21 protein-coding genes, 1 tRNA gene and 3 pseudogenes are annotated in these 24,781 nt (G+C 40.4%); 11 read left to right on the top strand and 14 right to left on the bottom strand.

Features of this window, described 5'->3' with window-relative positions:
* Window positions 1–414 precede the first annotated feature (414 nt).
* Both AC2VE5_RS17070 and AC2VE5_RS17075 read left to right on the top strand, forming a co-directional pair.
* A pseudogene (locus AC2VE5_RS17070) lies at window positions 415–1,218 on the top strand (cytochrome P450); the annotation flags it as partial.
* A gap of 110 nt (window positions 1,219–1,328) precedes the next feature.
* Window positions 1,329–1,532 carry a hypothetical protein gene (locus AC2VE5_RS17075; RefSeq protein WP_486888923.1) on the top strand — a complete coding sequence of 68 codons (204 nt, stop codon included), beginning with the start codon at window positions 1,329–1,331 and terminating at the stop codon, window positions 1,530–1,532.
* Between the two features lie 226 nt (window positions 1,533–1,758).
* Here AC2VE5_RS17075 and AC2VE5_RS17080 read toward each other — a convergent pair whose 3' ends face one another.
* The 3 genes from AC2VE5_RS17080 to AC2VE5_RS17090 are packed head-to-tail and all read right to left on the bottom strand — an operon-like array spanning window position 1,759 to window position 4,862.
* Window positions 1,759–2,187, bottom strand: coding sequence for a Uma2 family endonuclease (locus tag AC2VE5_RS17080; protein WP_486888924.1), 429 nt, complete (start codon window positions 2,185–2,187; stop codon window positions 1,759–1,761).
* 3 nt (window positions 2,188–2,190) lie between these two features.
* On the bottom strand, window positions 2,191–3,546 hold the full coding sequence (locus tag AC2VE5_RS17085) for a (Fe-S)-binding protein (RefSeq protein ID WP_486888925.1): 1,356 nt from the start codon (window positions 3,544–3,546) through the stop codon (window positions 2,191–2,193).
* Window positions 3,547–3,560: 14 nt separating this feature from the next.
* Window positions 3,561–4,862 carry an FAD-binding oxidoreductase gene (locus AC2VE5_RS17090; RefSeq protein ID WP_486888926.1) on the bottom strand — a complete coding sequence of 434 codons (1,302 nt, stop codon included), beginning with the start codon at window positions 4,860–4,862 and terminating at the stop codon, window positions 3,561–3,563.
* A gap of 735 nt (window positions 4,863–5,597) precedes the next feature.
* Between AC2VE5_RS17090 and AC2VE5_RS17095 the strand changes: the two are divergent.
* Both AC2VE5_RS17095 and AC2VE5_RS17100 read left to right on the top strand, forming a co-directional pair.
* Window positions 5,598–5,738: pseudogene (locus tag AC2VE5_RS17095) on the top strand (ATP-binding protein); the annotation flags it as partial.
* A 209-nt stretch (window positions 5,739–5,947) separates the two neighbouring features.
* Window positions 5,948–7,597, top strand: a complete 1,650-nt coding sequence (locus tag AC2VE5_RS17100; protein WP_486888927.1) for a DUF3352 domain-containing protein — start codon at window positions 5,948–5,950, stop codon at window positions 7,595–7,597.
* A gap of 119 nt (window positions 7,598–7,716) precedes the next feature.
* Here AC2VE5_RS17100 and glcD read toward each other — a convergent pair whose 3' ends face one another.
* From glcD to AC2VE5_RS17120, 4 genes are all read right to left on the bottom strand, one after another.
* Entirely contained in the window at window positions 7,717–9,189 is a 1,473-nt protein-coding gene (gene glcD, locus AC2VE5_RS17105; RefSeq protein WP_486888928.1) for a glycolate oxidase subunit GlcD, read from the bottom strand.
* A gap of 226 nt (window positions 9,190–9,415) precedes the next feature.
* The gene (locus tag AC2VE5_RS17110) at window positions 9,416–10,306 is read right to left on the bottom strand and encodes a glycine betaine ABC transporter substrate-binding protein (protein WP_486888929.1); all 891 of its coding nucleotides are present in this window, start codon (window positions 10,304–10,306) and stop codon (window positions 9,416–9,418) included.
* The gene (locus AC2VE5_RS17115) at window positions 10,303–10,947 is read right to left on the bottom strand and encodes an ABC transporter permease (protein ID WP_486888930.1); all 645 of its coding nucleotides are present in this window, start codon (window positions 10,945–10,947) and stop codon (window positions 10,303–10,305) included. The genes AC2VE5_RS17110 and AC2VE5_RS17115 overlap by 4 nt, the downstream gene beginning before the upstream one ends.
* Window positions 10,948–11,700: an ATP-binding cassette domain-containing protein gene (locus AC2VE5_RS17120; RefSeq protein ID WP_486888931.1), complete on the bottom strand. Its 753-nt coding sequence runs from the start codon at window positions 11,698–11,700 to the stop codon at window positions 10,948–10,950. It abuts the gene before it with no gap.
* A 139-nt stretch (window positions 11,701–11,839) separates the two neighbouring features.
* Between AC2VE5_RS17120 and AC2VE5_RS17125 the strand changes: the two are divergent.
* The 4 genes and pseudogenes from AC2VE5_RS17125 to AC2VE5_RS17140 form a co-directional block, all read left to right on the top strand.
* Window positions 11,840–12,460, top strand: a pseudogene (locus AC2VE5_RS17125) (AAA family ATPase); the annotation flags it as partial.
* A gap of 55 nt (window positions 12,461–12,515) precedes the next feature.
* Window positions 12,516–13,121 carry a DUF4276 family protein gene (locus AC2VE5_RS17130; protein WP_486888932.1) on the top strand — a complete coding sequence of 202 codons (606 nt, stop codon included), beginning with the start codon at window positions 12,516–12,518 and terminating at the stop codon, window positions 13,119–13,121.
* 113 nt (window positions 13,122–13,234) lie between these two features.
* Entirely contained in the window at window positions 13,235–13,951 is a 717-nt protein-coding gene (locus AC2VE5_RS17135) for a Uma2 family endonuclease (protein ID WP_486888933.1), read from the top strand.
* A 90-nt stretch (window positions 13,952–14,041) separates the two neighbouring features.
* Entirely contained in the window at window positions 14,042–14,551 is a 510-nt protein-coding gene (locus AC2VE5_RS17140; RefSeq protein WP_486888934.1) for a DUF5331 domain-containing protein, read from the top strand.
* Window positions 14,552–14,586: 35 nt separating this feature from the next.
* Here AC2VE5_RS17140 and AC2VE5_RS17145 read toward each other — a convergent pair whose 3' ends face one another.
* The gene (locus AC2VE5_RS17145; RefSeq protein WP_486888935.1) at window positions 14,587–16,197 is read right to left on the bottom strand and encodes an iron uptake porin; all 1,611 of its coding nucleotides are present in this window, start codon (window positions 16,195–16,197) and stop codon (window positions 14,587–14,589) included.
* A 239-nt stretch (window positions 16,198–16,436) separates the two neighbouring features.
* On the opposite strand from AC2VE5_RS17145, the gene AC2VE5_RS17150 reads away from it, so the two are divergent.
* Both AC2VE5_RS17150 and AC2VE5_RS17155 read left to right on the top strand, forming a co-directional pair.
* Complete coding sequence (locus tag AC2VE5_RS17150) at window positions 16,437–17,312, top strand: metal ABC transporter solute-binding protein, Zn/Mn family (RefSeq protein ID WP_486888936.1); 876 nt, start codon at window positions 16,437–16,439, stop codon at window positions 17,310–17,312.
* A 27-nt stretch (window positions 17,313–17,339) separates the two neighbouring features.
* A complete protein-coding gene (locus AC2VE5_RS17155) occupies window positions 17,340–18,125 on the top strand; it encodes a metal ABC transporter ATP-binding protein (protein ID WP_486888938.1) in 786 nt (261 codons plus the stop codon).
* Here AC2VE5_RS17155 and folB read toward each other — a convergent pair.
* Complete coding sequence (folB, locus tag AC2VE5_RS17160) at window positions 18,122–18,481, bottom strand: dihydroneopterin aldolase (RefSeq protein ID WP_486888939.1); 360 nt, start codon at window positions 18,479–18,481, stop codon at window positions 18,122–18,124. The genes AC2VE5_RS17155 and folB overlap by 4 nt on opposite strands.
* Window positions 18,482–18,561: 80 nt before the next feature.
* Here folB and menD point away from each other — a divergent pair, with 80 nt between their 5' ends.
* On the top strand, window positions 18,562–20,292 hold the full coding sequence (gene menD / locus AC2VE5_RS17165) for a 2-succinyl-5-enolpyruvyl-6-hydroxy-3-cyclohexene-1-carboxylic-acid synthase (protein ID WP_486888940.1): 1,731 nt from the start codon (window positions 18,562–18,564) through the stop codon (window positions 20,290–20,292).
* 148 nt (window positions 20,293–20,440) lie between these two features.
* Here menD and AC2VE5_RS17170 read toward each other — a convergent pair whose 3' ends face one another.
* The 5 genes from AC2VE5_RS17170 to AC2VE5_RS17190 form a co-directional block, all read right to left on the bottom strand.
* On the bottom strand, window positions 20,441–21,169 hold the full coding sequence (locus AC2VE5_RS17170) for a class I SAM-dependent methyltransferase (RefSeq protein ID WP_486888941.1): 729 nt from the start codon (window positions 21,167–21,169) through the stop codon (window positions 20,441–20,443).
* A gap of 1 nt (window position 21,170) precedes the next feature.
* A complete protein-coding gene (petJ, locus tag AC2VE5_RS17175; protein WP_486888942.1) occupies window positions 21,171–21,503 on the bottom strand; it encodes a cytochrome c6 PetJ in 333 nt (110 codons plus the stop codon).
* Between the two features lie 149 nt (window positions 21,504–21,652).
* Window positions 21,653–22,186 carry a hypothetical protein gene (locus tag AC2VE5_RS17180; protein WP_486888943.1) on the bottom strand — a complete coding sequence of 178 codons (534 nt, stop codon included), beginning with the start codon at window positions 22,184–22,186 and terminating at the stop codon, window positions 21,653–21,655.
* Between the two features lie 246 nt (window positions 22,187–22,432).
* Window positions 22,433–24,037, bottom strand: coding sequence for a TROVE domain-containing protein (locus AC2VE5_RS17185; protein ID WP_486888944.1), 1,605 nt, complete (start codon window positions 24,035–24,037; stop codon window positions 22,433–22,435).
* Between the two features lie 203 nt (window positions 24,038–24,240).
* A tRNA-Met gene (locus tag AC2VE5_RS17190) sits at window positions 24,241–24,454 on the bottom strand.
* Window positions 24,455–24,781 lie beyond the last annotated feature (327 nt).

Here is a 24,781-nt window from a genome sequence, read left to right on the forward strand (position 1 = left end):
AGGTTGGGGCTTCCAACCAAGCTCAATTCAGGGACGGTTTTATTCGTCCTCGGAGCTTCCCACTTCATCAGCCGATGCCTTCATCATCTAGTAACGATGTTGGACTTACTCAGCCTCCATAGGCAGTCGTCCCACTTCCTGAGACGAAAATATTTGTTTTTTGGGTTTAGAACTTTTGTATGAAAAGTTACGTTATTCACCTTTCAAGTTCAGTGCAGTTTCTAGTCTTTTTATCTGCTCTGCAAGCGGTTCGCCAACTGCGGCTACGTCCTCTCTCCCAACTAGAGCTTTGGGTATATGTATAATCTCATACCTAGAAGTGAAAGTCAAGACTAATTGGAGACTAAGAGTCTCCCGCTATCCATCCCCTCCCTGCCTGCGGCGAGGAAGGGGAATTCCGCGAAATCCGTTAAAGCCTTACGGCAAGATTTGGGTGCTTGGAGTCCTGGGGGGCAATTCCTCCGCCAAAGAGCGCAAATAGATGAGATTATATATGCCCAAATAAGCGATCGCCGCCAGCATCCGGATTCGTCGCGGGTAGATATTCTGAGTTTGCTAATGGCAGCTATTGATGAAAATGGCGAACCAATGAGGGCTCTAGAATTACGCGACGAGTTGCTAACTTTACTTGTTGCAGGTCATGAAACGACTGGTTCGGCTTTAACCTAGGCTTTGTACTGGATTCATCATTTGCCAGAAGTTAAGCGCAAACTTATGGATGATTTAGCAAGCTTGGGGAATTTAGACTTTAGTGCGATTTCCAAACTTCCCTATCTAAATGCCATTTGTCAAGAGACGCTGCGAATTTATCCCATTGCGATCCTTGCTTTTTTCCGTATTGCCAATTCTTCTACCAGTATTATGGGACAAGAGTTTGACAAAGATACTTTACTTGCTCCCTGCATTTATTTAACTCACCATCGCCCAGACCTTTACCCAGAACCCAAGCAGTTCAAGCCAGAGCGCTTTCTAGAGCGGCAATTCTCGTAGTACGAATACATCTCCTTTGGAGGTAGCAATCGGCGCTGTATTGGCATGGCATTTGCCTTATATGAGATGAAATTAGTGTTGGCAACCGTGATGTCTCGCTACAGTTTGGCGATTGCTGGAAATCAAGCGGTAATACCTGTACGTCGCGGCATTACCCTCGCGCCTTCAGGCGGTAAGTGGTTGGTGGCAACGCAGCGTCACACTTCTAGGGAACTTGTTAGCAGCTAAGTAAGATGGTTTTTTATAAACCTCTTTTTAGATTATTGTTTTCTACTAAGGCATTGAAAACAATATAATTAATTTATGATATTGAGATATCTAATAAAGGTATAAAAACTATGGTTTGGAATGTTAAAGTTACTTTTGCAAAATCTTTTGATGTTCACAGCATACCAACTGTAACAAACTGCAATGGTAAAGACACCGGAGAACCATCTACAGGGGAACGATTATATAGCTTCCCGAACAAAAAAGATGCTGAGGCTTTTATAGACGCTTGTAAGGAAATAAATCATCTTTATGCTTCCTTCCGAAGTTCTTAAACTTAATTTTTCTATAAATATTTGTATGGCAATTAACGATTGTAAATCATATAGAAATCCTATTTAATTCATAAACATATAACCATTGTTGGGGCGCAATGCATTGCGCCCCAACAATGTTCACAATTGATTTAAGATTGCTATATAGAAAAAATGTTGCAAACACTCATTATAAAAATTTAAAGCTCAATGAAAGTAGGGAAACTTGGTACAATTGCTGAATTTGTTATCTGTCCATCTGGGCTATAAAACTCATTTCTCCGTTTTCATTGCACAACCAAAATTCTGATGCGCCAGCCTTAAAATAAAGCTCTTTTTTAAACTTCATTTCTTCTAGCGTATTGCTAGATGATTTTATTTCAATGCAAATTTCTGGAGCAATTGAACAAATATCATCGTTCTTGATCTGTTTATATCTTTCTCTAGAAATCCAAACTACATCAGCTACTTTTACATTATCCTCAGTTTGAATTGGACACTCTGGATAAGTTAAGCCTTGTTTGACCATTGATTGAATTATTGATTGAATTAAACCTTGATAAACAGAATGCTTGTTTTTCGCTGGACTCATAACAATTTGACCCCAGCGATTAAGCTCAATTTTGTAGGGGATATCTTGCAATGCTTTGTCTGCACAAACTTCTTGCCAGTTCATAACTTATTTAGGTAACTTTATTCCCCGAATTGAATAATCTAATAATTCTATGGGGTGGATTACATCGATTTTTTTACCTTGCAACTCTAAATGTTTAGTTATTTGCAACGTACAACCAGGGTTAGCGGACGCAATTAAATCTGCACCCGTATTGAGTAAATTTTCCACTTTTTGGTTGCCCAATTCCTCCGCAACTTCCGGTTGCAACATATTATAAACACCCGCACTACCACAACATAAAGCTGCATCAACTGGTTCAGCTAGTTTGACTTGAGGAATTTGTTTTAACAACTGACGCGGTTGGACGCTAATTTTTTGACCGTGCAATAAATGACACGCATCTTGATAAACGATAGTTAATTGTTCATCGGTAATAGGAGATAGTTTTGCTGTTAGTCCTACGGTTGCTAAAAACTCTTGTACGTCTTTAACTTTACTTGCAAATTCTTGAGCTTTTTCTTTATATTCGGCGTCATCTTGTAATATATGACCGTATTCTTTTAAAGTATGCCCGCATCCAGCAGCATTAATAATTACCGCATCAACTTCCGTATCTGCAAAACTATCAATCATTTGTCTAGCCAAACTTTGCGCTTGCTGCGATTGTCCTTGATGTTCGGGAAGCGCCGCACAACAGCCTTGACTACGCGGAATTATTACTTCGCAACCATTAGCAGTTAAAACTCTTACTGTAGCTTCATTAACTGGGGAGAAAAATAAGCGCTGTACGCAACCTAAAATCATGCCTACACGATAACGTTTTTCTCCTTGAGCGGGAATGACCGTAGGTAAGTTGTCTTGGAAGGCTTTGAGAGTAACTTTCGGTAAAATTGATTCCATCGCTGCTAGGCGTGGAGATACTTTTTTGAGTAAGTTTGTAGAGCGAACAATTTTTTGTAAGCCAAGCTTTTGATATACCAATAAAGGCGCAAGTAAAAAGCGCAATCTATTCGGGTAAGGGAATAAAGAAAAAATGATTTGTCTAATTAATTTATCGGGCAAACTCCGGGGATAATTGCGCTCAATTTGCGGACGAGTTGCCACTAATAATTTGTCATACTGTACTCCAGATGGGCAAGTTGTCACGCAAGCAAGACAACCTAAACAAGAATCAAAATGCTCTACTGTCGCTTCATTTAAAGGTATTTTTCCTTCATTAATGGCATCCATCAGATAAATTCTGCCTCTAGGCGAATCCATCTCTTTACCAATTACTCTGTAACTTGGACAAGTAGAAAGGCAAAATCCACAGTGGACGCAAGTATCAATTAATTTAGGATTGGGTGGGTTTTGCTCATCAAAGCCATTAATATTACTTAGAGTTGCAAAGTCGCTTTTAGGAGTTTCGGAAGTTTGCATAATTAAAAATTTATCTAAATTCCGCCTACAAAACGGTGAGCATTAAGGATATTTTTGGGATCAAATTGATGTTTAATTTTTTGCATCAATTCCAAAGAGTTACCAGAGTAACCCCACACATCTAATTGTTGCTTGCAAGCAATAGGTGCTTCTAATATTGTAAGAAAACCACCCTGACTTTGACAAAGCGATCGCACTTGTAAAATCTCTGCGACAGTAGTATCGGCTGGGCATCTCCACACCCCCAAGCCACTGCTTGCATGAATTAAGCTCATTCCCCGGCTTGCACTATCTATTTGCAACAATACCTCTACGGCGGCTGGTAATATTCCTATTTTGCAAGTAATCAGCGATGTCTCCTGTTGGCGCATTTGTTGCTGCAATTTTTGCCAGATAGTAGTGTCTTGTGTATCTGTATAAACAGCACTCTGCAATCCCAACTGTTTCCCTACTTCTACAAGGGTTGCTGACTGTTGGTTGACGCTTTCCTTTAAGCTGGCAAAATTAGCAATTAATCCTACCCCCTCACCCAACTGCAAATTTTTGACTAACCCAGGTGACAATAAATCAAATTTGGTAGGGGTTAAGGCTGAAGCGCGGAGGGTTTTGGTTGCTTGGGTAAGCTTTTCTACGTCTCCTATCAACAGGACGGTTGCGGACGCTTCTGGTAGCGGATAGACTCGCAAGGTGGCTTGACAAATTGCGCCTAGTGTGCCATAAGAGCCAGTAAATAATTTCATTAAATCGTACCCAGCAACATTTTTTACTACCCGTCCTCCCGCCGTGGCAATTTGTCCATCGGCGCGGACAAAGGTAATACCTAGCAACAAGTCTCTTACTCCACCGTAGCGTTGGCGCAACGAACCTGTATCCCCCGTAGCGATAATACCTCCTATGGTAGCTAGGTCGGGGCTGGTAGGGTCGAGGGGGAGAAATTGCCCAGATTTTGCTAAAGCAGCCTGCAAATCAGCAAATTTGGTTCCAACTTCTACAGTCACTGTCAAATCGCCTACAGCGTGTTCAATTACTTGGTTTAATCCTTCGGTACTCACAACTACATCTACATTGTGTGCTAACCCACCCCAAGTAAGTTTGCTACCACCGCTACAAAGTAAAATCTTGCCATTGCTATTGTAAGTATGGGCAAGAATAGATGCTAGTTCTGCGGGAGTCTGGGGATAAACAACACACTGCGGATTAGTTGTAGATGCGATCGCTTGAGTTATTGTTTTTTGTTTGATAGAGTTGAGGTTTTCCCACAGGCAAAAATTTTCTTGACTAACTAGGGTCTTTATTTGAGAATAAGTCTCATTCATCCTAATTCATCTATTAATAACAATAGTAAGTATACTGATTTAGTTTATATTGATTTAGCCCCCTAGTAAAATAATCATATTTGCAATTAGTCTGTGTTTTTAAACCTACAACTATTTAAGGCATGATGCTATCACCTTTTTTTAGTAAAAGATCTTTTCTAGCCTTACTTCTTCTCAGCCTAGCAGCATTATCCGGCAACTATTTCACGTTGGATTTATTTTTCGGAATATCTTTTTTGTTCGGTAGCATTGCTAGTTTGATTATTTTATACCTCTTTGGTAATAGTTGGGGTTTATTAGTAGCAGTTGTTTCTCGCATTCAAACTATATTTTTGTGCATCATCCCTACACAGCAATTATTCTTGTTTTAGAATTTTTTTATAGGTTTATTGCGCGAACACCAACAGAATATTCTTCTATTAGATATGCTTTACTGGCTGTTTGTTGGTATGCCTTTGGGTTGGTTGTTTTATTCTTTATTTTTGCATTTAGATGGTACGCAGCTTTTATTGACAATATTTAAGCAAGCCGTAAATGGAATCGCTAATGCTTTAACTGCCAACTTAATAATTACTTACTTGCCTCTTGCCAGGTGGGTAGGTCAGCCTCAAGCTACCAACAGTATATCTTTGCAGGAAAATTTATTAAATCTTTTAATCTGTTGTTTGTTTTTACCTTTATTATTGCTGATGCTTTTAGACAGCAATCGAATTGTTACTAATCTTGTTAGCAGTATCAATTCCAGGTACAGGTCTTGGATTATCAATTGTTAAACAGTATGTAGAATTGCACGGTGGCACAATTAAGGTTAATAGTGAAGTGCGACTAGGAACTACTTTTACAGTTGTATTGCCTTTTAGTACAATCAATAAGTAAAGACTTATAAAAGTTTAAAGCATTTTAAATATGTCTAGTTAGCTAAGTTAAGATGCAAAGTAATATTTTAAATATTAGGTAAAAAACTTGTTAGCACTTTTCGCATCATCAATACTAGCAGTAAACACTGTGGCGCTTGATTCTCAAACCCTCCCCCAAAAACTATTATCTCCAACGCCTGTTGCACAGCTTTTACCCCAGATACACCATTGGTAGGTTTGATTAGTACCAAAACAGAAAAATGGCAAAGCTTAAGCAAGTTTGAATTATTTGCGCAAATTTTCGCTAATGCAGAAAAGATATTTCCTCCTCAAATGGGTTTAAATTATCAAACAGATATCAAACCTTGGTTAGGAGAACAAGTAGCTGTAGCATTTATGCCGCAAAAAGTCTTAAAACCAGCCAGTTTAGATGCTAGTTTTTTGATTTTGGCGGCGGTAAAAGACGAACAGCAGTTGCAAGCATTGATAGATAAATTTAAGGCAAATAAGCAGCAAGAAGTTACAGAAAGACAATATAAAGGTGTGAGAATTTTGGAATGGAAACCTCCAGCGCCCACTACACCTAATACTCCAGAAGCTACCCCGCCAGTTTCTACTAAGTTGCTACCAAAAACTTCTAAATTGTCTATGCCTAAATCGTTGGTAGCTGCAATCCCAGACTTACCCACCTTGCCTATCTCTAAACCAAATACTATCAAACGTCGAGGTATGGCGATCGCACTATTGCCAGGATATCTAGTTACATCCAGCACTGCTAAACCGATTGAACAATTAATAGACAAGCCTCTAGGCAGTGCTAATTTAGCGCAAAACCCTAATTTTAAACAGACAACTCAGCATCCTCAATATAGTCAAGCACTATTTACTCTCTACGAAGACCCTAATAAATTTTTAGCTTTATTCAAGTCCTTAGCCCAAGATCCTAATTTACCATTTCCCATCCCGCCAAGCGCCTTTAATTCTGCCCAAGTAGAGCAATATAGTTCGCTAAATGGTTTGGTATGGGAGCAAGAAAAAGGCTTGCGCTTGCAACTCAACGCCTATCGCCGCCAGCCCAATTTGGCTAGTAACCTTACTCCCAATACCGCGCAATTACTCCCGCGTATACCCGCACCCGCCTACTCTGCAACTACTGGGCGCAATATCTATGGACAGTGGCAAATGCTAGTAACTGTACTAAGTAGCAATCCGCAGTTAAAAGATGGACTAACAAAGCTCAACCAAGCTGTTACCAGTACCACCGGGTTAGACCTCAACAAAGATATTTTAGGCTGGATGGACGGCGAGTTTGCTTTATTTTTCTATCCTACCGAACAAGGCTTGCTAAGTAGTCAATTAAAGATGGGTTTAGGCTTTTTTGTCCAAACAACAAATCGCCCTAAAGCTGAATCTAGTTTAAGTAAATTAGGCAAATCAGTTGAGGGGATTTTTAGCGGTGCATTATCCGTCAATACTTACAATGATATTGATGGTTTTTCTATCAATACTTGGGACTTTGGCGAACAAAGTGTATTTGCTTATAGTTGGGTAGATGATAAAACTCTATTAATTTCCATGGGATTAGGAGCAATGAAAGAATTATTACCCCAGCCTCAAAAACAACTACCAAAAGACTATAACTTTGTTACAGCTACAAGTTCCTTGCCTACTTCTAATCAAGGTTCTTTTTATATCAATATGGGTTCTTCGTTAGCTTGGGTATGCGGTCTTGCACCGACGGTATTTAATGCCCCAGATTTTCAATTTTTTAAGCAAGTTATTGGTAGCGTCCGTAGCTTTAGTTCAACAACCATTACTACTAGCAAACAAGAGCAGTATGATGGTTTAGTCGTCCTAGCACCTGCCAAAAAGTTGTAGTTAGAAGAAAAGTTTAGTCTATCCCTTGACTTGTATGCTTGCCTAGGATTCCAACCTGCTTGCTCATAGCTAAAGCTACATGAAAATAGCTTTAGCTATGAGCGTTTATTAATGTTGTATTAAAATAACTCTACTTTCTCAAATTGCTTGATGTTTTGAGCATTTGCAGCTTCACCACAAGTACGAGGTGTAGGAAATATTTTGTCTGGATTAGCCAAACCTTTGGGGTTAAATGCTGAGCGGACATACTGCATAGTTTCTAAATCTATTTGTGTAAACATACTCGGCATATAACACTTTTTATCTGCGCCAATTCCATGTTCTCCAGAAAGACTACCGCCTACTTGGACGCAAAGCTTGAGAATATCTCCGCCCAATTCTTCTACTTTTTCAAATGCCCCAGGTACGGCATTATCGTAAAGAATTAGTGGGTGTAAGTTTCCATCTCCAGCATGAAATACGTTGGCAATTTTGTAGCCGTATTTTTGGCTCAAATTCTCAATTTCTTGCAGTACAAAAGATAGCTTAGTACGGGGAATTACCCCGTCTTGCACGTAATAATCTGGGCTAAGATGTCCCGCCGCCGCAAAAGCCGCTTTACGCCCTTTCCATAACTTATTGCGCGTTTCTATATCCTTTGCTGAAGTAACATTTCTAGCTCCGTTTTGCTTGCAAATAGCTGCAATCCGTTTCTTCGTTTCGTCTACTTCTACTTGCAAACCATCTACTTCTACTAACAAAATTGCCTCCGCATCGCGGGGATAGCAATTTGTCGCCACAACATCCTCTACAGCGTTGATGCTGAGATTGTCCATCATCTCCATCCCCGCCGGGATTATCCCCGCGCTGATAATGTCAGAAACCGCCGCTCCTGCCGCTTCAATACTGGTAAAGTCTGCAAGTAAAACGCAAATTGATTCGGCAGTTTTGAGAATTTTTAAAGTAATTTCTGTTGCAATACCTAACGTGCCTTCCGAACCGACAAATACTCCAGTAAGATCGTATCCAGGCATCTCTGGTATTTGTCCGCCAACATCGGCAATAGAGCCATCGGGCAATACTAATTTTAGTCCCAAAACGTGGTTGGTAGTTACGCCATATTTTAGGCAATGTACGCCCCCGGAATTTTCGGCTACATTACCACCAATTGAGCAAATAATTTGACTAGAAGGATCGGGCGCGTAGTAAAATCCAGCACCACTTACAGCTTGCGTTACCCAGTTGTTAATTACTCCCGGCTGCACGGTGACTCTTTGATTCTCTAAATCAATGTCAATTATTTGCCGCATTAAAGCCGTAACAATGAGTACGCAGTTTTCTGTAGGTAAAGCCCCGCCCGATAAGCCCGTACCTGCACCACGAGCAATAAAAGCTATAGAATTGCGATCGCATACTTTGACTATCTCTGCTACTTGCTCAGTAGTTCTGGGCAATACTACTACTTCCGGGCGCTGGCGATAGCTGGCTAATCCATCGCATTCGTAGGTAATCAATTCTTCCCGGCGCTGTACCACCCCTTTTTTACCAACAATTGCCTCAAATTGCTTAATTATTGGCTGCCAGTTGCGTTGTTTGCTTTCTTTAACTAACATTAAATAGCTTTCCAGTATGAAGATTTTAAATTAGTTTTGATGCGTTAAATCATCATGTATTTATATTAAAACTTTAATGCTTTTTTGGACTTTCGCTTGCGTCTTTTTACCTATTGACACATAATTATATAATGGGAGTGTTTGCGAAAATATTATTGAAGTTAAGATTTCCAATTTTAACACAAATTTTAAACTGAAAATAGCCCCCAAGTCAATCCCCATACCCTTATTTAATTAACTTTTTTGCTTTTAAAAAATCGCTAACAACTTGTTTAACATTTCGCTTTTCGCCTTCGACTTGATAATTCAAACGACGCATTTGTTCTTCATCAATTAAGCCGCCTAATTGCGCGATCGCACTTTGTAATTCTGGATGCTGTTTTAAAACAGATTGACGCACAATTGGCGCAGCTTCGTAGGGTGGAAAGTATTGCTTATCGTCAGTCAGCACAACTAAATCTAAGCGCCCAATTGCCCCATCGGTAGAGTTTCCGGCAACTATATCTACTTGCTTTTGTTGCAACGCTTGGTATAGCAAACCTAAATCGATAATTTTGGGTGGTTTAGTAAACTTGATATTGTAGGTTTTACTAAGTCCTGGTAAACCGTCTTCCCGTTCGCTAAATTCGTAGCCAAAACCTGCTTGCCATTGGGGAGTATATTTAGCTGCTTGGGAGATTGTTTGCACATTTTTTGCTCTAGCATCATCGCCGCGAATAATCATCGCAAAAGTATTTTGAAAGCCTAGAGGAAGTGCAACTTCTAACTGAAATTGTTCGGCATAAGCTTGTTTTAATTGCTGATAAACTTTTTGCGGGTCGGTAATTGCCTTTTGCTTCAAAATCGTAGTAAAAGCTGTGCCTGTATATTCGACATAAGCATCAATTTGTCCGGCTTTAATTGCTTCATGACAAATAAATGTACCGCCAAGATGCAAGCGACGATTGACTTTGAGCTTAGTATTTGCTTCAATGTGCTGCGCCAAAAGTTCGCCTAAAATATCTTGTTCGGTGAAATCCTTGGAGCCAATCGTAATAGTATTGCTAGGAGCAGAACAACTATAAATCCCCAGTATTAAAGCAAAACTTAATAAGCATAACGCCAAAAACCTTTTCATCTTCTAGCCACCTTTGTAAACCGCCCTTCAAGCCAACCAATAGCTACATCTAACAATAAAGCGATCGCCGCCGCCGGAACTGCCCCTGCTAAAATTAGTTCGTTATTTAACGTCGCAATCCCTCTAAATACAAATTCACCCAAACCACCCGCACCAATAGCCGCCGCAATTGTCGCCACGCCAACACCAATTACCGCCGCCACGCGCACCCCTGCCAAAATTACCCCCAAAGCTAAGGGAATTTCTACTTGAAGTAATAATTGGCGGCTGGTCATCCCCATCCCTCTCCCAGCTTCGCGAATAGCCGGATCGATATTAACGATTCCAGTGTAAGTATTGCGAATAATTGGTAAAAAAGAATATAAAGTTAGGGCAATAATTGCCGTACGTTCGCCAATACCGCCAATGACTGGGATTGGCAGCAAAAAGCCAAACAAAGCCAAGCTAGGTATTGTTTGGAGGACATTGGCAATGCCTAAAATTGGTTGACGCAGATTTGCCTGACGAGTAATAACGATTCCCAAAGGAATCCCGATAATGGTGGCAAAAAATATCGCCGTACCAACTAAAAATAAATGTTTGCCCGTTGCTTGAAAGATATCATAGCCATATTTAACTAAGAAAAAATTGCTAAAATTCATTTATGGTTTGAACATCCCTAAACAGTCTAAAAATGCGATCGCTTCTGGTTGGGAAGATTTTAAAAATTCTGTGGGTGTTTCCAATACTACCAAGCGCCCAGTCTCCATTAAACCAATTCGAGAAGCAAGAACAAAAGCTTCTTGAATATCGTGAGTTACAAACACAACCGTCTTATTTAATTGCTGTTGCAGCCGATGAAACTCCTGCTGCAATTCTAAGCGCGTAATTGGATCTAATGCGCCAAAAGGCTCATCCATCAATAATATCGGCGGATCGGCAGCTATAGCCCTGGCTACCCCTACTCTCTGGCGTTGTCCTCCTGATAATTCGTGCGGATAGCGATCGCCAAATTGTACCGGATCTAAGCCCACTAATTGCAATAACTCGTAAACCCGCACTTTAATCTGTTTGGGATTCCAGCCCTCCAAAGCGGGAACTAAACCAACATTGCGTGCGATCGTAAAGTGGGGAAATAAGCCAACTTCTTGAATTACATAGCCAATAGTACGCCGCAACTTAATTAAATCCCAATCTTTTGTCGATCGCCCTCTAACCCTGACTTCTCCTTGAGTGGGCGCAAATAAACCATTAATTAGCTTCATGGTGGTAGTTTTCCCACTACCACTGCGCCCTAAAAGTATTAAAGCTTCTCCTTGAACGACAGAGAAATTGAGATTGGATACTAAAGAGCGATCGCGCAGGCTAAAAGTAACATTATTAAATTCCACAACAATTTCTTTATCTTCTGGCATGATTGGCTAGAGCAATAATAAGTTTATAAACCTTGCGATTGGGATGCTTGTAAAGCAAAGGTTTTCAAAAAAAATATGATAATGCCTGGTAATAGGCTTAGGTGTAATAAACGCGACTATGAATATAGAAGACAATACTATGAATTCCTTTGAATCTATAAAAATTGAGGGCTACCGCCGCTTGTTTTCCGTTGAAGTTGAGATGCGACCTTTAACTGTGATGATTGGCGCTAATGGTGTAGGTAAAACTTCTTTACTTGAAATATTCTCACTTCTGGCAGCCTCCGCTAATGGTCAATTGCAATCAAAAATATCAGATATGGGCGGTTTGAGCGAGATGATGACTCGTGACAAAGCTGATAAATTAGCGATCGCACTAACAATGAGTGTATCCGGTGGATATGCACCATTAGATTACTATCTCCAACTCGATCCAAAAGGACAGTTCTATGAAATTGGAGTAGAAACCTTAACCCAAAAGAATAAGCCTAATGCCTCTGAACCTTTCAAGCATATAAATTCTCATGGAGCAGATGTTAAGTATTTTAATACGCAAGATCAAAACTTATTACGTCCAAATTGGGATCATAATCCTTATGAAACATCGCTCTTTCAAGTTCCTAAAATGTATCAAGAGCCGGAGAATCTTCGTAAGCGATTAGCTTCCTGTACGTTTTACGGTGCATTAAATGTTGCTTCAAAAAGCCCCGTCCGTTTACCTCAATCAATGAGTCCTGCAACTTTACCAGGAGCGAATGGTTAAAAGACTATAGCTTGGATCAAATTTGGCAGATGAACTTAATTGGCGGTCGTCCATGAAGATCGCAATTTTAGTTGAAGGAAAGACAGAAAAGGCTTTTAAGCCAGTTTTAGAAGCGTTCCTCAAAACACGCCTACAAAAACAAATGCCCAAACTTAAGTTTATATCATCTGATGGTCGCATTCCTAAAGAAGAAAAACTCCGGCGTGTTGTGGAGAATTTGCTGAGTGACGATGATTATGATGCTGTAATTGCTCTAACCGATGTCTACACAGGAACAAAAGATTTTAAAGATGGAGCCGATACTAAGGCAAAAATGACAGCTTGGGTAGAAAACAATCCAAAGTTCTACCCTCACGTAGCACAACATGATTTTGAAGCTTGGCTGCTACCATTTTTGTTAACTATTCAAAAATTGGCTAAACACAATAAATCTGCACCAACCGGAGCGCCAGAGCAAGTTAATCATAATAATCCGCCATCCTATCGGATTAAAGAAATATTTGAAAGTGGCAAAAGCCAACGCAGTTATGACAAGGAACGCGATGCACTACGCATTTTAAAAGACAATGACTTGATGGTAGCAGTCAAAGTCTGTCCTGAATTAAAGGCTTTTATAAATACAATTTTATTACTTTGTGAAGGCGATTTGATTGCTTAGTTGGACTGTTGATTATTACTACAGCAGATTTTGTGATGTGCGATCGCAATTTTTCCCCTCTTTAGTTAGATAGACTGTAAGTAGCCTAAAGACTGCAACTATTTTTTAGTAATATGGTACAAAGCAGCGAAACTGATACCCCAATATTTCCCCCCAGCGACTTATTGAGCAACGAGCCACCCTTGGAATCTTACCGCCATCTCAAACAAATTATCCTACTATTAACCAGCCTAGAACGCTTGTGGCAAGACCGTCAGGACTTCTTTGCTGGGGCTAATTTGAGTATCTATTACAGCACTCGTCAACGCAAATCTGAAGATGTCCGAGGGCCTGATTTATTTGTGGTGCTAGATACGGAGCGCAAAGAGCGCAAAAGCTGGGTGGTTTGGGCAGAAGATGGCAAGTATCCCAACTTTATTTTAGAAATTCTGTCCGACTCCACCGCTAAAACCGATCGCGGTTTGAAAAAGCAACTGTATCAAGATATTTTCCGCACTCCCGATTACTTCTGGTTTGACCCTTATACTTTGGAATTTGCCGGATTTCAACTCAATTATCGTCAATACGTTGCGATCGCACCTAACGATCGAGGCTGGTTGTGGAGTAATGAATTACAGTTATATCTAGGCATTTTTAATGAGCAGTTACGGTTTTTTATGCCTGAAGGAGATTTAGTCCCAACTCCAGAGGAAGCAGAAGTAATAAGTAATCAAAGAGCAGAAACCGAACTTCAACGCGCCCAACAAGCAGAAGCTGAACTACAAGCTGAACGTCAAAGAGGCGACTTCTTGCTGCAAAAACTGCAAGAATTAGGTATCGATCCAGAATAAGCAATGTAACACCTAACTCTTGACTAAAATTACCAAGTTTGGCGATCCTATGGCTAGAGGGTTTTGATATTGGTATTTGAGGTAAGTTTAGTGGATATTCAGCAGCTACGCCAATCATTGAAAGTTAAATGGCTTCTTTACTATCGGCGCAATCGTCCTTGGATGACAAAGTTACGCATTTGGGGAACCTACGACGGTCAGCGTCGCCCTTCATCTAGCTTTATTTTGGCAACTTTAACTAATTTGGAACCGCAACTAATCCAAATGTTTCCCTTTATTGTGGCTTTGAGCAATCATCCCGACCAAATTGTTGCGGCTTTAGGCCTAAACTTTAACCCTGAAGCAGAGATTAGAGTCCTAACGGAATCCGTAAATAATGCAGAAATTACTGCTATAGCAAATAATACGGAAATTAATGCAAGTCCCAATGGACTGACTTATAACAGTGCGGTAGTACAGACAAACAGCAAAAATGGTTATGCGCCAAAGCTTCCAGAATCAAGTTTGGAAGTGCGCGTAGCCCCTGCAAGTAAAGTTAGTAATATTGCGTCTTGGGTAGATGAAACTTGTACGGGTGTAGGGAGTAGCAGCGATAGTTAAAGGGAAGCTTGTAAGGCTTCCCTGATTATTTGCAATTAGAAAGTGAAAGTAGTTCGGAGCGCTCCAATTACGATATCGTTGTTATCTTGGTTAAATCCAGGGGCGGTAATCCAAATAACCCCTGGTGTAATTGAAATATTTTCTGTCACTTGAAATTGATAAAATCCTTCAATATGGAATGAATTATCTTCATCTGCCCCTAATTCTGCATCAATGTCTGGGTTTGTGGAACTAATGCTAGAATCAGTAACTTTTGGTTCCATTCCTACCACAAAACCTAGTAAGTTTCCTTCTTTACCCAAGTCTGGAAAAGCTAAGGTAACAGCATAATTCCAGATATTAATATCACCGCGATCAAATCCCCCTGCTGTAGAAAGTAACTGAGTATTGGTATAACCAACCCAACCACCCAAGACAAAGCGATCGCTCAATTGCCACGATAATTCTACGCCGTAGGAATTACTGCTAGTTGGGACATCTACCGATGCAATACCCAAGTCTTCAAAAAATGTATCATCAAACCTGGCAAAGCTATTACGACCGCTACCTGTGCCTGTATCATCAGCATTGTAGGAATTGATGTAAGTTAAGCCAATATTTAATCTTTCCGTGGGCTTAATTACTACTTGCACTAACGTGCTGTAAGGACCTTGAAACAAACCATCGCCTTCGCCTGGATTATTTGCTTCTCCAGCCAAATATCCTAAACTAAGCTCCAATCTTTCGCCTAGCTGCTTTCTAATTCCTAAACCCGCACCATCTCCCAAATAATAAATGGGGTTGCGCGTACCAAAACTAGACAATGCTCCTGTTGCACCATCTCCATCCAAAAAATTAACGGTACTTGCAAAGTCATCAAAGGCTGTCCCCACTGCACCGAAAACAATTTCTGTACTCTCACCAATAGGAAAGCTATACAACAGCACTTCTAAGCCAATCTGATTATTATCATCTTGAGTAAAGCCTAATTCTCCCTCGGCGGTATCCGTCACGCTAGAGAACCCAGGAAAGTTTCCAGTCGCAAGTTGCGTTATTAGTGCATCCCTACCTGTAAAACTCGTAGCAAATTCTAACCGCGTCCTGTGTCCAAGTATGGTAGAAGGATCGAGGTCATTACCATCAATATCATCTCCAGTAACAATCCCAGCTACCGCCGCTACTACTTCTCCACTTAACTTAGTTGTTGTAGAAAATTGATTGGCTTCGAGTTCTGCGGTGGCGGCTTCGACAGAATCAACTCGTCCGCGCAGAGTGGCTAATTCGGCAGCGAATTCTTCTTGCAGCTTTTGTAATGTTGCTAAGTCTTCTCTTTTGACTAAATCGCTAGTAGCAGTAGCAATTAACTCGTTTACTCTGTCTAAACAAGCATTCAACCCAGCCGCAAATTCATACCGAGTTAGCGCTCGGTTGCCTCGATATGTGCCGTCAGGATACCCTGCAATACACCCATAACGCTCTACTAAAGATTGCAATGCTTGAAAAGCCCAATCTGTCGGCTGCACGTCTGATAGCTGCGAAACGGAAGTCACCTGCGCCATTGTGTTATCTGAGACGGCGGGTTCTTGGGCGATCGCTTTGCCAAACCCTAGCACTATTCCACAAACAACTGGACTAACCAGCAATAAGTTCCATAAATTTTTGTGCATTTATATTACTCCTCACTACCCACATTTTTTAAACTTACTTTCTTGCCAAGGGCAAGTGCCTAGCAGCCGGAAAGCTAGGACTTGCAATCAATTCCATTGCTGTAATTATTCTGCAAAATAGCACATTAACTGACAAATACTGGCATTTATGGCTAAAAACTTGCTGGCGGATGAAATTGATTCTCATTGTATAAGTATAATAATACTCATTCTCATTACATTTATAATTACCGTTCAAAATGCGAAGTCAAAAGAGCTTACTTATATTGGGATTAGTCCTATCAGCTTTAGCAGGCTGCAACCAATCTAATTCTCAAGTGCAGCAACCATCTCCAACACCTAAGCTCAAAGTAGTAACAACTTTTTTGCCGATGTACTGGTTTACCAAAGCTGTAGTTGGAGAGGAACAAGTAGAAATTTTGATTCCACCGGGTACAGAAGTCCACGACTACCAAGCAACACCAGCAAATGTAAGTGCGATCGCAACGGCTAATGTATTAGTAAAAAACGGCATTAATTTTGAAGAATTTTTAGACGGAACTGTAAAATCCGCTCAAAATAAGCAACTAAAAGAAATTGATGCTAGTGCAAATATTAAGCCTTTGGCGGGAAATCCTCATGTTTGGCTAGATCCAGTTTTAGCAAAGCAACAAGTAGCCAATATTCGCGATGGTTTGATTGCCGCAAATCCTGAAAACAAAGCAACTTATCAAGCTAATGCTACAAATTATATTCAACAGTTAGAAAAGCTTGATGCTGAATACAAGCAGCGTTTGCAAAAGTATGCCAATAATTGCACGTTTATTAGTTTTCATGATGCTTATCCTTATTTAGCCAATCGCTACCAAATTAAGCAAGTTGCAGTAGTAGAAATTCCTGAAGATCAACTTTCACCTACCGATGTACAAAAAGCAATTAATGCAGTCAAGCAATACGAAACTAAAGTAATTTTTGGCGAACCAGGTGTTGATAATAAGTTGCTTAAAGCACTCTCTCAAGACTTGAATTTAACCTTACAACCCTTAGATTCGTTAGAATCAGGCACGCTCGATCCGCAGCATTATTTTCGAGCAATGCAAGCTAATCTCCAAACTATAGAAACCGCTTGCAAGTAATAGTAAAAATATTTATAGAGTGTAGATATGAATGAAAGAGTGCCAATATTACAAGTTAAAAACTTAACAGTTTATCAAGGAAAGTATTTAGCAGTACGAGATGTTTCTTTTGAATTATTCTCAGGAACAAATACAGCTATAGTAGGAGCAAATGGGGCAGGTAAAAGCACGCTAGTTCAAGCAATCTTAAACTTAATTAAGCGTTCTTCTGGTAAAATAAATATTTTTAATTGCTCAATTGAGCAACTAAAATCTCTACGCTATCAAATTGGCTATATGCCACAAAACTTTATTTTCGATCGTAGTTTTCCAATTTGCGTTCGAGAATTGATAGGAATGGGTTGGGTAAAAAATCAAGGAATTGCCTTCTTTTCTCGTCAGCAGCATCATCAAAGACAAGCTTCTATTACCCAAGCTTTGCGCCGAGTAAGCGCCGATCATTTGCAACATCGAGCAATTGGTACTCTTAGTGGTGGCGAACTTAAACGAGTATTATTAGCTTATTGCCTAGTAATGTCAAGAAAGCTATTAGTTTTAGATGAAGCCTTTGCTGGGATAGATGTGCAAGGTGCGACTGAATTTTATCAGTTATTAGATCAATTAAAGCAAGAAGAAGACTGGACAATATTACAAGTTTCTCATGATATTAATATGGTGAGGCGTTATTGCGATCGCGTTATTTGCTTCAATCAAGCTATAGTTGCCGACGATACGCCAATTGTCGCTCTTTCCCAAGAAAATTTATTGGCTACTTACAATCCGACTATAAATAAATCTTGGCAGCAAAAAACTTTTAACTTCAACTACAATTAGTCTTTGTTTCTAGTCAATTCAATTGTAATTTTACCGTCAAAGTCAGGAATTGGAGCCGCAGGCTTGCTTAACTGCACTTTAACTTGCGATATTCCGCCAATATCTAAAATAGATTGAGCAATTTCTGTTGCTAATTTTTCCACCAAAACAAACTTAGAAGTTTTAATTAGCTGCTGGACGCTAGTGATAATGGTGCGATAATCGATGGTGTCGGTAATGCGATCGCTTGAACCCGCTATAGACAAATCTAACCACAGCGTCACATCTACCTCAAACCATTGTCCCAATACTTGTTCTTCAGCTAAGTAGCCAGTGTAACCATAGCTGCGAATCCCAGTTAGTTGAATCGAATCCATAATTTTCCTCAAATGCCAGCAAACCGCCAACTAAAATAGTAAGAACTTGCTTACTTAATAATGGGGTTTATCCCCGCTCAATGATTGATTATAGAAATACCAATCTACTTTTTGCTTCCGTACTGACAGAGACACTCAAGCGTCTGGGTTTGACTACCGCCGTCATCTGTCCAGGTTCGCGTTCTACGCCGCTTGCGATCGCCTTTGCAAGGCAAACAGGTATAGAAGCCTTACCAGTCCTTGACGAGCGCAGTGCTGCCTTCTTTGCCCTGGGAATAGCCCGCAGGTGCAAGCTTCCGGTGGCGCTGGTATGTACTTCGGGTACGGCGGGGGCAAATTTTTACCCTGCAATAATTGAAGCCAAAGAAAGCAGAGTACCAATACTCGTTTTAACTTGCGATCGCCCACCGGAACTTCGAGATTGTCATTCAGGACAAACTATCGATCAACTAAAATTGTACGGCACTTACCCAAATTGGCAAACAGAATTAGCTTTACCATCGGTGGACATGGGGATGTTGGCGTATTTGCGCCAAACAATGATTCATGCTTGGGAAAGGGCGCTTTATCCTGTCGCTGGCGTGGTGCATATAAATATCCCTTTTCGAGATCCTTTAGCGCCGCTTCCTGATGGGATTGCAGATAACTTGTTGATTGAGGAAGACTTTTTTAGCGGCATAAATCAGCAATCAGTTAGACGTATGCAGACATCCGTGCCTACATTTCCGATGCAATGGCAGGAATCCAAGCGCGGGATTATTATTGCTGGGGTTGCACAACCGGAGAATGCACAAGAATATGTAAATGCGATCGCGCATTTATCTAAATTGCTTCAGTTTCCCGTACTAGCAGAAGGTTTATCCCCTGTTCGTAACTACGCAAACTTAAATCCTTATCTCATTTCTACTTACGATTTACTGCTAAGAAACCCTGAGTTATCTCAGCAGCTTAAGCCAGAAGTTGTAATTCAAGTAGGCGAACTACCTACAAGTAAAGAGTTGCGAAATTGGTTAACTTATACTCAATCTGAAAAATGGATTGTTGACTCCTGTAATCACAATTTAGATCCACTTCATGGTAAAACAACTCATCTACAAGTTTCTGTAGAGCAATTGGCTGAAACTTACAAGTTTTTACCTAAAGCCCACAACTCTTACTTGCAATTATGGTGTGATTGTGAAGCTAAAGTTAGGGCAAAACTAGATAGTGAGATAGCAGAAATAGAGCAAATATTTGAATGTAAAACTGCTTGGCTATTATCTACAGCTTTACCTTCAGAAACATCGTTATTTATTTCTAATAGTATGCCAGTAAGAGATGTAGAATTTTTCTGGCAACCTAGTAATTCGCACGTACAACCATTTTTTAATCGCGGCGCAAATGGAATTGATGGTACTTTGTCCACAGTTTTAGGTATAGCTCATCGTCAGCAAAGTAGTGTGATGTTAACGGGGGATTTGGCTTTATTGCACGATACTAATGGATTTTTATTAAATAACAAATTTGTTGGGCATCTAACAATTATCTTAATTAATAATAATGGTGGAGGAATTTTTGAAATGTTACCTATTTCTAAGTTTGAGCCGCCCTTTGAGGATTTTTTTGCTACTCCTCAAAATATTGATTTCGCTCAATTATGTGCAACTTATAATGTAGCTCATGAATTGATTAAATCTTGGAAACAATTACAGCAAAGATTAAATGAGCTTCCAATTACAGGAATTAGAGTATTAGAATTGCAAACTAATCGTATGTTAGATGCAAAATGGAGGCAAGAGAATTTAGGTAAGTTTGCAGCAGATATAATTTAGTTAGTAGAAATAGATTTGCTTTAGCTTACTATCCCGCCTAGGGTTAAAACCCCAGGCTAATATTTCAGTCTGCTTTAGCCGACTGAAATATTATTTTTTGCTAGGGATTTAGTTTTTTAAATATTAGAAGAGAAGGTAAGATTATAATTTAAGCTTTGGCAAAAATTAGCAAATGTTGAGATGGTAAAAAGCTTTTAGTTTCTACCCATTCTAAACCTACATCGGACATTTCCTTGATTGCTTGCTTTTGCGTCATTTTGTGCAGTTTTTTAATCGCAATAAACGGGTTTTCTCGCCGATATTCAACTAATACTACTTTGCCTTTGGATTTAAGGGCTTTGACAACTTCTTGCATGACTTCACGGGGTTGCGATAACTCGTGATAAGCATCTACCATAATTGCTAAATCGATGCTATTTTCAGGCAAGTTAGGATTAGTAAGACTGCCCAAAATAGGCTCTACATTAGTAATTTTATTTTCACTTTTTAGAAATTTAATAATATCTAACATCTCTGGCTGAATATCTACAGATAAGACCTTGCCAAAAGGTAATTTTTGCGCTAATTTAAAGCTAAAATAGCCTGTACCTGCGCCTATATCCGCCACAACGCTTGTAGGAGCGAGATTTAAAGCATCTATCAGCTTTTGTGGTTGTTCTTCAACTTCCCGCGAAGGACGCTCTAACCAAAGGGCTTCGGTATGCCCCATAACTTTAGCTATTTCTCTACCTTGATAAAACTTACCGATACCATCAGGGCTGTGGATAGTTCTCAATTGATAAATATTATCCGTGGTTGCGGCTACTGTTCCACAAGCACCCAGCAGCAGACAACAGCAAAGAATGCAAAGCTTTAGAGCAAAAATTGGCTTAAACATATTACTTCCAATTGCGCTTGGCTTGTTCTAATACATAGGCGGAGACATCAAGAATTTGCTGCTCGGTGAGACGACCTTTGTAAGCTGGCATAGCATATTGACCATTTTTGATTAAAGATGCGATCGCATCTGTCGAATCCATCCCAAATTTTTTTAATGCTTTTGACTTTAAATTTTTCCCACGCCGGACAATATTACCGCCGTTTAGATGACAACCCGCACAGTTGTTAGTAAAAAGTGTAGCTGTCTCCGTTGTTGATGCCGCTAAAGCTGGAGTAGTGACAAAGATTAAAAATGCGATCGCGCTGACTAAAATAGTTATTAATTTTCTCATTACTCTAACCAGTCTTCTTTGATAATTATTTTAGTAGTAACTCAATTATCCATCCTTTCAAGGGAGGTAAAGACTGTATTTGTTAGTAGATTATGGACAGACAGAAGAAAGTTGGCAACAGATAAAGGATACTTGAACGCATTATTAAGCTACCCTCGACTCAATATGCTAGACCACCCCAAAGTTAACAGCATGAACAAATTGCTGCTCCAAAATAGCCCTAAAAGCAACAGTAACGAACTTATTAGTTTGGGATTCGATAAATTTTCAGCCGTTTTATATATCAGTTGTTGTCCTTGCCAAAGTTGCCAAAGGCGAAATACAGTGTAAGTTGTGCCAATTGTTACTACTAAACTTGGCACTCCAATACTGCTAGATACTTGCTCCGTTGCAATTTGAACAATTAGTGTAAATAAGTAAAAACCTAAAATCTTCCGAGCTTGAGGATTTTTGAACCATCCTAACCAAGCTATAGTGGGCAGAATTAAACCCAGAGCGATCGCTAACCCCAGCCAAACTCTCAGGAAGTTTTGTTCAGTAGCACTAAATTGAATATTTTGCTGAATGGGCAACACTCCATTTATTGTCAGCCATCCCACAACAATTGTTAGCAATGTGACACCTAAGACAAAGGAGAGCGTTATTTTCCAGTTCATATCCAGATAACGTGCTGCATCGCTCACCCTAAAATTCCTAAGCAAGATTTACGTCTGTCAAAAGGATGAGATGAATTGTGGATATTAAAATATTGCTCTTTCTTAAATAAAGCAACACTTGCACGTATTTAATTTGTAGCCTGTGCGATCGCATTAATTAAAGGAGCGGGTGCGATCGCACCCGCAAACCCCAAAGGTGTCAGTTGTTGATAACCCTACATTCTTCGTCCCATAAGGGCAAAAATTGAACGAGGATTTCCCGCCAAAAACCGACTATAGCTCACCATTAGCAACCATTTGAATAATGCGAGGGATTCCCGGATCGAAGCCTCCCATATCCCAAGACAAAGGATCGGTTGGATCTACCAAAGTTAATTGGTACGGTGCAAGGGTGACATACACCGCTTTCACATCTGAGTTAACCTTTTTACGGTACTGCGCTAGTGCTTCGGAGGGGTGCTTGTACCCCGCCCAACTTTCCGAGTCAGTCCAAAAGCAAATTACATCGGCTTTGAACTTATTTTTAATCATCCAGCCATAAGCAACCGAAGCATCTGTTCCCCCAAAGTTTTGATTGCTAGACTTCTTCAGCGCCAAACTAAACGTATCTTTGGCGGTAATCCCCAAGTCACGAAAATCCGTAGAAAAACCACGAATTTCATAATTTTTCTCAGCTTTAGCTGTCACCAAAGCCATCGCTGTCGCAATCTCGCAGCAACTCAAACCAACCGAATCTACAACAGCGCAGGACATCGAACCCGAAACGTCTACAGCGTGCATGAACACCTTACCTGTAGGTTTTACAACCTCAAAAGACATTTCTAGAGCTTTTTCTAAAATGTCTACAATTCGGGGTACGGGTTGCCAATTTTTTTTGCTACGTCCGAGTTTTCCCCCAGACTTGTAGGTTTTCAGTGCTTTGAGGACATCAATAGGGTGGATGCGTCCAGTTCGCAAACGATCTTTACTATTTAGCGTTGCTTCGAGGCGCTTTAAGTTAGCCCCGCTATCGGTTCGCAAGACATCTAATTGCGTCAACAAACCTAAGTTACGCAATATTGCACCAATGGGCATCTCCTCAAACAGCAATTGCCATGCGGCTTTATTCATTTTGCCCACAGGCGCAGCCATTTCATGCGTCAAGTGTCCTTGAGAAATAGCTTGCTGAGTCTGTTCGGGGTTGCGCTTTAGCCATTCATACCACCAAATTTGAGCAAGGGCGGGGGTAGGAATTTCTGTAGGCAATTCGTCCCATCCTTTCACTGCCCACTCAAACAACTGACGGTGTTCTTCCGTAGGTGGCTTGACGTGAAATAAACGCAAAGCATCTCGGTGAGTAAAACCTTGACGCTGTTGATACTTCAATAGCTGATAAGCCAAGCCTTTGACATCTTCCCGCGACAGCCAAGTTTTGCCAGCTTCTCGTACAACCTTACCAAAGCCACGCATAGATTTGGTATAGCTCAACCATTCATAAAAATGACTACCAGTACGAATAACTGTAGAAAATATTTCTTGAAACGCTTGCTTTGCTTCTTTGGTTTCGCCCATCGAGAGCAGCACCAAAGCCAAGATAGGAGCGCTGTTATTGATAGAGCGACCATCACTAGCATAGACAATTTCTTCGCCTACACGAGTGGGGTTAGATGCGATCGCACTCACCAATACATTAACAAAATCATCGGTTAATTCTTTTTTCCCAGCGTAGTAGGTGCTTTTTGCCGTACCAATCAGCAAGCAGCGACGCACCATACTCCAAATGCCAGGATCAAATATATAGCCGCCAGAACGTCCTTGAATCATCTCTGTTTCCCGCCCAGGAACAGGTTGATTTTGGGGAGTTCCCGACTTTTTTTTGGTAAAAAAGTTGTAATTCATAATGTATCCCTCAGCCTTTGCAGGCAAAATATAGTCGGCTGGCGGTACGGGATTTGAACCTGCGATCTTCCGGTTTACGATAACCCTCAATTTTCGGTCTTAAAAGACAAGTTATTAATCAAGGATTCCGGCTGTTCTGCCAATTGAACTACCCGCCAGATATTGTTGTTAATTAGTCACAGTTTTGATGTTTGGTTTTTGGTGTGATGGGGCAGGAATCGAACCCTTCAGCAAGGCTCAGGGGACACCTGCGACCACTAGATTATGAGTCGATAGCTAGTTCTTGGCTAACGCCACGCTTCGCGAACGGCTTTTACAAGCAAGTTGCGAATAGCGAAAAGTCTGTGGGGAAGGTTTCCTTCCACAGAACTTTTCAAGAGAAGATGTTTTAGCCCTCTACCACTGAGCTACCCATCACAAGAAAGTTGTATATTTGGGGGGCGGGTTAGGAGTCGAACCTATAAACCGATAATCCTCAATTCTTCGGTCTTATAAAGACAAGTTGCGAACAAGGAATTTTCTTCAAACGCTGACGAGTAGACAACGTTGAAGTCCCCACCCCATGATTGTTTTTTTGTGTAGCGGAGCAGGACTCGAACCTGCGACCTCTCGATCTGATACTAAGTTGTGGTCAGAGGTAGTAGAGTATTAAATAAAGAAAACTTTGGCAAAGATAAATGTATAGGAGTCAAGTAACCCAAGCCTGTCCTCATCTAGACCTAGAGACAGTCAAGCAGAGAGTAA

The organism is Aliterella sp. E5.1, assembly GCF_057473825.1.